This window comes from Mesorhizobium sp. M7A.F.Ca.ET.027.03.2.1, from assembly GCF_003999175.1.
GTDB lineage: Bacteria > Pseudomonadota > Alphaproteobacteria > Rhizobiales > Rhizobiaceae > Mesorhizobium.
Map to the genome: position 1 here is coordinate 1 of NZ_RZOM01000183.1, position 7,573 is coordinate 7,573.

The window sequence follows — 7,573 nt, forward strand, 5'->3', positions numbered from 1 at the left end:
TGTGGAGCCTCAACAGGTTGTCCTCGGTTAGAGCGAGGCGACTGATAGGTGTTTTGGACTTTAGGCTCCCGTGGGGACGGTGCCAATTGTATCTGTGCAGCCAGACCGGCAACTCTGCGGCGCGGTGATCTGAAGTCGGATAAGCGATGGCATAAGCCCATTCGCGCAGTGCTGTCTGGATGAAGCGCTCGGCCTTGCCATTGGTCTTGGGTGTATAGGGTCTTGTCCTGACGTGCTTGAGGCCGAGATCGCGGCAGGCCTTGGCGAAGGCCTTTGATCTGTAGCAGGAGCCGTTGTCGGTCATGACGCGGGCTATCGTGACGCCGAGGCTGGCGTAGTAGGCCACCGCCGCCTTGAGGAAGGCGATGGCGCTTTCTTTTTTCTCGTCGGGCAGGATCTGCGAGAAGGCGATGCGGGAGGCGTCGTCGATGCAGACATGGACGAACTCCCAACTGCTGCCGCGCGAGCTGGCATTGCCGGTGCGCTTGCCGGTAATGCGATGACCGATGCGCTCGAAACGACCGAGCTTCTTGATATCGATATGGATCATCTCGCCAGGATGCTCGCGCTCGTAGCGTCGGATCGGCTCGGCCGGTTCGATATCCCGCAACCGCGACAGTCCGGCACGCTTGAGAACCCGGCTAACGGTGGCGGGCGAGACGCCGACCTCATGGGCGATGTGCTTGCCGGTCCAACGTTGCCGCCGCAGCGCCATGATGCGCTCGGCGATCAACGCAGCGGTGGCCTGCGGCATATGGGCGGGCCGCGAGGAACGGTCGATCATGCCGGCCCGCCCTTCGGACTTGTAGCGCTCGACCCAGCGCGCCACGATCTTGGCCGACACGCCGTAGACACGCGCCGCATGGGCTTTGGAGAAAGCGCCTTCTATCACCGACAGCGCCATCTCCTCTCGACGCAGCGGTGTGAGACGGGCATTCTTATGGATGTTCATTCGGACCCTCCGGTGAGTGCTGAAGCTTGGTAACTCCAGTCTCCCCGGTCCGGTCCGAATGGACAACCTCCCGAAAGCTCACAGCTAGTCGTGCGGTTATATAGTTTCCGAGGATGGCCCGCTTGCATACCTGCCTGCCGGTAATCTCTAACCCTTGACTTAGGGCGATGGCTATCGGTTATGCGGCTTGAAAGCGAAGAGGTGGACCCTTCGTCGAGCGCCGGTACGATATGGAGTGCTGCTCCGGGCTAATACCCATCCAGACAGAGCGGAACCTTCTATCACGTCAGACGCTCGGACAGTTGCCAAACCCCGATTTCCTGGGAACTGAATTGTGCTCGCCACCGGGTCCATTTTGCCGGCGCGTCTGTGGTGCAGGCCCCGATCAGCCTGACCAATGGCACAGGAACGCTTCTATGACCGAGCACTGCGAATTTGTCAGCTGGCGAACAATTCCTTGTAGCCGCTCGTCACCATCCAGTTCGCACGGTCGAGATGACTACGAAGCGCCTTCCTGGCGCGCTCCGGTTCAAGTGCCGGATCAATGCCGAGGATCAGTTGGGCCATTTCCTCTTCGGGCGCCTCATCGGCTGAGGCGTCCAGGAGCCTCATATAGATGGTAAAGTGCGCCCTGTCGTAGGCGGTAAGACGGTCAGACCAAGGGACTTCGTCGAGCAGTGTTGAGCTTTGAGTCCTATCTGTTCCCGTTGATTGATTCATGTCTGCCGCGAACCTCGCATGTTGATCGCTGGATCCAAGGCAGAATATCCCAAAATGGGATAATCCGAAACGGGGATTAGTCGCTGAGCCGGTCTCTACCTGCCGGTTCACCTAAATGCCCAAATCTCTTCGATCTCCCCGCCACCAGCGGTTTCTGGCCCAGTTGATCTCACTGCGCAATGTCAAAGGGCTGACGCAGGCGCAGGTGGCTGAGAAGCTTGGTCGTCCGCAATCTTTCGTGGCGAAATATGAGGGTGGCGAACGGCGTCTCGATGTCATTGAGTTTCTCGACGTAACTGCGGCCCTCGATGCTGATCCGTGTGAGATTCTGTTGAGCCTGCGCACGTAGTGGGCGCCCGCGCCCATCACCGCGCGTGCCGTGTGCCGGTGGGTCGAGCCCCGCTTTTCTTGGCTCTGGCGTCTCGACCATTCCGCTGCGCCTCCTAGCGCGTCGTTAGACTCTCGCAATTCGCTCTGTTTTGTGCCTTTCTCAGCAGGTGGCGCCGCATCCTTCTAGGCCCGCCGCGGCGTCCCGCAACCCTTAGCCAGCTGTGAGCTTTCAGTAGGTTGTCCATCCGGCCCTTCGGATGCGGTGCGGCTCAGACGGCGGACCCGTTCCTGTCATGATTCGCCGCCGCACCCATTCCTGGGAAGCAGCCATTGGCGAGCGGAGGACAAAATGATGAGACAGCGAAGCGCTGGGCCATCCGCGCTGTGGTGATACGTCGATGCATGGCGGTTGCGCGACTTCGTTGCTTGAAGCGAAGCGACCGCACCGCCCATTTCGTCAACTGGCGAACAAATCCTTGTAGCCGCTCGTCACCACCCAGTTTGCACGGTCGAGATGACTGCGAAGAACGTTGCGTGCGCGCTCAGGTTCGCGTGCCGGATCAATGCCGAGGATCACTTTGGCCATTTCCTCTTCAGTGGCGTTGTCGGCCGAGGCGTCCAGGAGCCTCATATAGGTTGTAAAGTGGTCCTTGTCGTAGGCTGTAATGCGGTCCGACCAGGGGACCTCGTCGGCGAACGGCGTGTTCGATCTGGGCTGCAACATCGCTAATTCTATCTCCGGCCAATGGACCCGCGAAGCCCTGTGCCTGCTAAATGTGGATTACATATTATAGTTGATAAACTCAAGCCGCCTAAACCGCTGGCTTGCGTGCATGGATATGCGCAAGTTGGTCGGACGGAATGTGCAGAGGATCAGGCAAAGGAAGCGCCTGACGCAGGAGCAGCTTGCGGAGATTTCCGGGTTCAGTCAGCAGTACATCAGCGGCTTGGAGAAAGGCCGAAGAAATCCGACAATTATCACGATCTATGAACTGGCATTGGCCCTCGGCGTCAGCCACATGGATCTGGTTCGGCCCGACAAACAGGCATGATACACCCGCCCTCCAAGTAGCTGGCCGCCTGATGGCGCGCGCCGGGTGCTCGTGAACCCAGGCTTTTCTTAGGGTCCCCCGGCAGCCCCTGCCATTTGGCTCGCCCTGGCCCGGCGCACCCTATTGGACAGTCGGCCGCTGCGGTTTTTGTCAGCCTTTCCTGGGGCGGTCGGCATTGCCTTTTAGGCCCGCCGCGGCCTCCCGCAACCTTCGCTCTCGCTTCAGGTCCTTCTCTTGGTTACGATCCTTCGGATGCGGTTCGCCTCTTTCAGCGGGCCTAATCGCTTTCTGCCGCCCACCCCACGGGGACAGCCACGCGAGACTAGTATGGAGCGTTGCGGTTAGCGCACGAACAGCAAAGGAACTGAAAAAACAGGCAACTGTCGAAGCATGGCTGAACCAGCCATCGTGTCGGCATCTTGGAGCCGCGTGTTCGCCTTGAGGCCCTGCCGGTAGGATCCCTGCAGTTGAAGTCATTGTCGGCATTCTGACAACAATGGACATGAACCGCCGAACTATCAAGGCGACCAGGTTGTTGTCTAGCAATGGTTTTCCGAATCGGCACGGCACTTGCGTTACCAAAAACAAGTACGCCGCGGCACGGATCGCCCAAGAGGCTGAACGACCTGATCTGTTTGACCCTCGCAGCAGGGGTGGATGGCTAACACAAAGGAAACTTTGAAGGTGGACGTTTTCGAAAGTTCTCCAATACCTGTCAGGAAAACACGGACGCCATCTTTCTCGGTGGATCTAGCCTTGCTGGGAGTCGCATTCGTTTGGGGGGCGAGCTATCCGGTCGGGAAAGGCGCACTGTTCTACGCGCCGGTTTCGATACTTGTTCTTTATCGCTTCCTGATTACTACGATCATTACGGCAGTGGCTGCAAGACATGAGATCGCATTGGTCTCCTGGGGCGATTTCATCCGCGGCTTCGCATTGGGAACAATACTTTTTTGCATCTTTATTGCTGAAACTTACGGCGTTGCATCGACAAGCGCAATGAACACGGCCTTGATCATATCGCTTTGTGTGATTTTCACGCCGAGCATCGACTATGGGCTATCACGGCGACTTCCACCTACGGGCATTTTGGCAAGTGCTGCCATAGCGTGCATCGGTGTCGGCATTCTCACTGGCGGGATCAGCAGGTTCAGCCCGGGTGACGCGCTTGTCTTGGGGGCCGCGATTCTGCGAGCGGTTATGGTCGTTTCCACCAAACGCCTTCTGGCCGGCCGGCAGATTTCATCTGCAGCCCTGACGGCCATCCAAGGATCGACGGTGGCAACACTTACTTTCGTTTTGGCCGTCGCTCAGTTCGGAATTTCAGGCCTTGTTGTGAGGGCCACCCTTCAGTTTTGGGGCGCTGTTGCCTTCCTTGCACTCTTCTGCACCCTCGCTGCATTCTACATTCAAAATGCCGCAGTGAGAAAATCCACACCGACACGGGTTGGCTTCTTGATGGGAACAGAACCTTTTTTTGGTTTCGTTCTAGCGCACCTTCTTCTGAATGAGCCTTTGACAGTACCGAGCTTGATAGGCGCAGGCCTCGTCCTCGCTGCGACGTTTGCTGGCATCTGGTTTGAGAGCAGGACATCCAAATGAACCCCATCTTGGCTTCCACCAAACCCGCCATCGGCGGCATTTCGAGTTTTGAAGATCTGGAGGCTTTTCCGGACCGAACCGCACCAGTTGCAACCATGTTCAGCGGCGGTCTCGACAGCACCTATCTTCTCTACAAGCTGCAAAGCCTTGGCTTTGCGAACATTGAAGCTGTCGCAGCGGATGTCGGAACGCGCATCGATCAGCCTTTGTTGGAACGGACGGCAGCCATGTTCGGCGCGCGCTTTGTCTGCCTCGAAGGGCGGGATGCCTTTGTCGAACAAGGCGTGAAATCAGCCATTCGAGCCCACGCCAAGTACCTTGGCATCTATCCGTTGAGCAGTTCGTTGAGCCGTCCCATAATCGCATCTTTGGTTGTTAATCATGCTAGGTCAATCAACTCACGGCTGGTTCTTCATACAGCAAACCTTTCTCAAAACAGTCTTCCGCGCCTTAACAATAGCATTAAGCGCTCAGGATTTTCCGGCAACTTCGGCAGTCCGTATGAATGCTCTGTGATATCCCGACAACAGAAGACCTCCGACCTGTCCAAGTGTGGAGCGACTTTTGTGGCGGACCGCACGTGGAGCGCGGACGAAAACCTCTGGTGTCGGGAATTCGAGTCGGGGCCTTTGGAAGATCCCGAGAACTTTTCCATCCCCGAGGAGGCATTTGCTTGGACGCGCCACATTCCCGCAGAGCAGCCGGTAGAGATCAAACTCGGGTTTGCAGACGGAAGTCTCGTGTCAATTGATGACCGTGATGTTGCATTGGTCGACGCAATCCCGTTCCTGAATAACACGGTCGGCAAATTCGGGCACGGCCGCTTTGTCGGGCTTGAACACATCACAACCGGCCAAAAGGTTCTCGAAGTCCGCGAGGCCCCTGCCGCGGCCATTATCTTCGACGCGCTGCGTCACCTCGAAACCGCTTCTCTTGACGTGGCATCAATCGTTTTGAAGCAAGGGCTTGAGCAAGCCTGGTCCCAAGAGGCGGTTTCAGGTGCATGGGGCAGTACTATTCACCAGATGTGCGAACGGGCCATTGCATCCGCCCTCGAGGGCGTTAGCGGGAGCGTCAGCTACATAGTCGATCACACACGCTTTTTACCTCGGTCGATCCGAGCCAGGACGCCGAGATACATTAGGGACCGCGACCTTTGGGAATACCAAGCCGCAACCCACATAGCGTTGTCCAAAGCGTTCCGTCCTCGCCAAGTCACCAAAAGGGAGACACCCGTGGAAAACAACGCACCCCAGGCGCCGGCCAACCTCAGTCAACAATGCACTGACGGTCTGGTGACAAATGGATGGTGGTTTTCAAAAGGCGAGCGCGCCGAAGCCTGCTTTGGCATCGAAATTGATGCAGCCTGGAAGAACTTTGCTGACCATTGGAATCGACTTCTTCTCGATGAATACATGCGTGACGGCGGAACATATCGTTACCGGCGCTATAGCGCTTTTGAATATGACGCGACTGACGGAATCTTTAGGCTCCTACCCCACGCCCCCTACGAACAATCAAAAAGTGTCAATCATCTGAATGGCGGCTTCAAGCGCCACTTCGAGCCCCTTGAAAACTCCTTTATAGACCATCCCGTCTTAGAAAAGATTCTGACAGGTTTCTGCAGAATTCTATGTGAAGCCGCCCGACATGATCGTTGGAATATCAAGATCCATCCCTACCGGATTGTCGCGCGCGATGGTGTAAATGGCAAACCGGCACCCGAGGGCCTTCACCAGGACGGGGTGGACTTCATTGCTTGCTATATGATTGGGCGGGTCAACGTCACCGGCGGCATGAGCATGATCACCGACGCCTCAAAGGAGTTCCTCGGCGAGGTCGAAATGAACTCCCCGAATGATTTTGTGATCTGCAACGACCGCGAAACCTTTCACGATGTATCGTCGATTGTGGCCGAAAACCTGAAAATGCCGTACGCTTATCGCGACGTCCTTGTGATCGCCTTCGAGAAATTATAACGCTCAGCGCGCCGAGAGCATTTTCAACAAGGTTCAATACTGCTTGGTATCCTCTCGGGTGTTCCTGGTGCGGGAACAATGCAGGATTAATTTCTTGCATCTAAACACCTAGATAGCAGTTTCGCCTCTCTGGTATGATGGTTTTTGGCCTCGCGGATCTCGCGTAATACGAATGACCGTGGACACCCCCGATCTTCGCAAGAAAGTGAGAAATTATCCTCATGCTGTCCGACGAGGTGGTCTGCGGCTTCGGAGGCACCGGGAACTGGTTTGGTAGCCAGACATTTGGGATGGAACCGGACATGCTCTCGATCGCCGGGGGGCTTTCATCCGGTCACCTGCCCATTGGCGGCGTCATTATCTCGACAAGATTTATCAATGCGCCGCTGACGAGGCCCACAAGGTCGGCGTGTTCGGTCACGGTTTCACCTACTCCGGTCATCCGGTGATAGCGGCCGTCGCCGCCGAGGCGATCAGGATCTACAGCGAGATCGATTTCGTGACCCAGGCGCGTCGTCTCGGCGATCACTTGCATGGAGCCCTCGCGGACGCGCTCGGCGACCATCCGCTTGTCGGTGAAGCCCGCGGCCGCGGCTTCATCGCGGGGGTTCAGATCGTCGAGGATCGTGCGCCCGTCGCGTCTTCGCGCCCGAGCTGAGGATCGGCGATGTCGAGCGGCGGTGCCGCGAGCACGGCGTCATGATCCGCAATATGGGAGACGTGCTTGGAATCTGTCCGCCCTATATAATCACCGAAAGCGAGATCGACCCCTTGGTTGACGGCATTCGTTCTGCACTCGACGGCGCCGCTGCTGCGAATTCCCGGGTCGGTCGGGTGGCATGAGTTCCAGCATTAAGACCGACTGCTTCACTTCAGTGGATATTATCGAGCAAACGCTCACCCGAGGGGTGCACTTCATCCGTGTCCGGTACAAAACG

General features: G+C 57.2%; 9 protein-coding genes. 6 read left to right on the forward strand and 3 right to left on the reverse strand.

Annotated elements, in window-relative coordinates; all coding sequences use genetic code 11:
- Together EN750_RS10810 and EN750_RS10815 are read right to left on the reverse strand one after the other, a co-directional pair.
- Positions 1–952: IS481 family transposase (locus EN750_RS10810; protein ID WP_127230906.1), on the reverse strand; the 952-nt coding region annotated here is incomplete at its 3' end.
- Positions 953–1,390: 438 nt separating this feature from the next.
- The gene (locus EN750_RS10815) at positions 1,391–1,672 is read right to left on the reverse strand and encodes a DUF2285 domain-containing protein (protein ID WP_063169301.1); all 282 of its coding nucleotides are present in this window, start codon (positions 1,670–1,672) and stop codon (positions 1,391–1,393) included.
- Between the two features lie 115 nt (positions 1,673–1,787).
- On the opposite strand from EN750_RS10815, the gene EN750_RS10820 reads away from it, so the two are divergent.
- Positions 1,788–2,021, forward strand: a complete 234-nt coding sequence (locus tag EN750_RS10820) for a helix-turn-helix transcriptional regulator (protein ID WP_082826573.1) — start codon at positions 1,788–1,790, stop codon at positions 2,019–2,021.
- A gap of 438 nt (positions 2,022–2,459) precedes the next feature.
- Here EN750_RS10820 and EN750_RS10825 read toward each other — a convergent pair whose 3' ends face one another.
- Entirely contained in the window at positions 2,460–2,726 is a 267-nt protein-coding gene (locus EN750_RS10825) for a DUF2285 domain-containing protein (RefSeq protein WP_063169299.1), read from the reverse strand.
- Between the two features lie 109 nt (positions 2,727–2,835).
- Between EN750_RS10825 and EN750_RS10830 the strand changes: the two genes are divergently transcribed.
- The 5 genes from EN750_RS10830 (at position 2,836) to EN750_RS41465 (ending at position 7,293) form a co-directional block, all read left to right on the forward strand.
- The gene (locus EN750_RS10830) at positions 2,836–3,054 is read left to right on the forward strand and encodes a helix-turn-helix transcriptional regulator (RefSeq protein ID WP_029354714.1); all 219 of its coding nucleotides are present in this window, start codon (positions 2,836–2,838) and stop codon (positions 3,052–3,054) included.
- Positions 3,055–3,711: 657 nt separating this feature from the next.
- Positions 3,712–4,656 carry a DMT family transporter gene (locus EN750_RS10835; protein WP_082826572.1) on the forward strand — a complete coding sequence of 315 codons (945 nt, stop codon included), beginning with the start codon at positions 3,712–3,714 and terminating at the stop codon, positions 4,654–4,656.
- Positions 4,653–6,635 carry an argininosuccinate synthase-related protein gene (locus EN750_RS10840; protein WP_063169298.1) on the forward strand — a complete coding sequence of 661 codons (1,983 nt, stop codon included), beginning with the start codon at positions 4,653–4,655 and terminating at the stop codon, positions 6,633–6,635. Before EN750_RS10835 ends, EN750_RS10840 begins: the two co-directional genes overlap by 4 nt.
- Before the next feature lie 221 nt (positions 6,636–6,856).
- Positions 6,857–7,084: an aminotransferase class III-fold pyridoxal phosphate-dependent enzyme gene (locus EN750_RS41460; RefSeq protein WP_263485461.1), complete on the forward strand. Its 228-nt coding sequence runs from the start codon at positions 6,857–6,859 to the stop codon at positions 7,082–7,084.
- Positions 7,045–7,293, forward strand: coding sequence for an aminotransferase class III-fold pyridoxal phosphate-dependent enzyme (locus EN750_RS41465; protein WP_063169297.1), 249 nt, complete (start codon positions 7,045–7,047; stop codon positions 7,291–7,293). Before EN750_RS41460 ends, EN750_RS41465 begins: the two co-directional genes overlap by 40 nt.
- Positions 7,294–7,573: the final 280 nt, after the last annotated feature.

Coding starts and splice junctions, on each gene's coding strand:
- EN750_RS10835 (WP_082826572.1), top strand. CDS start 3,712: ATGGCTAACACAAAGGAAACTTTGAAGGTGGACGTTTTCGAAAGTTCT.
- EN750_RS10815 (WP_063169301.1), bottom strand. CDS start 1,672: ATGAATCAATCAACGGGAACAGATAGGACTCAAAGCTCAACACTGCTC.
- EN750_RS10825 (WP_063169299.1), bottom strand. CDS start 2,726: ATGTTGCAGCCCAGATCGAACACGCCGTTCGCCGACGAGGTCCCCTGG.
- EN750_RS10840 (WP_063169298.1), top strand. CDS start 4,653: ATGAACCCCATCTTGGCTTCCACCAAACCCGCCATCGGCGGCATTTCG.
- EN750_RS10830 (WP_029354714.1), top strand. CDS start 2,836: ATGGATATGCGCAAGTTGGTCGGACGGAATGTGCAGAGGATCAGGCAA.
- EN750_RS41460 (WP_263485461.1), top strand. CDS start 6,857: ATGCTGTCCGACGAGGTGGTCTGCGGCTTCGGAGGCACCGGGAACTGG.
- EN750_RS10820 (WP_082826573.1), top strand. CDS start 1,788: ATGCCCAAATCTCTTCGATCTCCCCGCCACCAGCGGTTTCTGGCCCAG.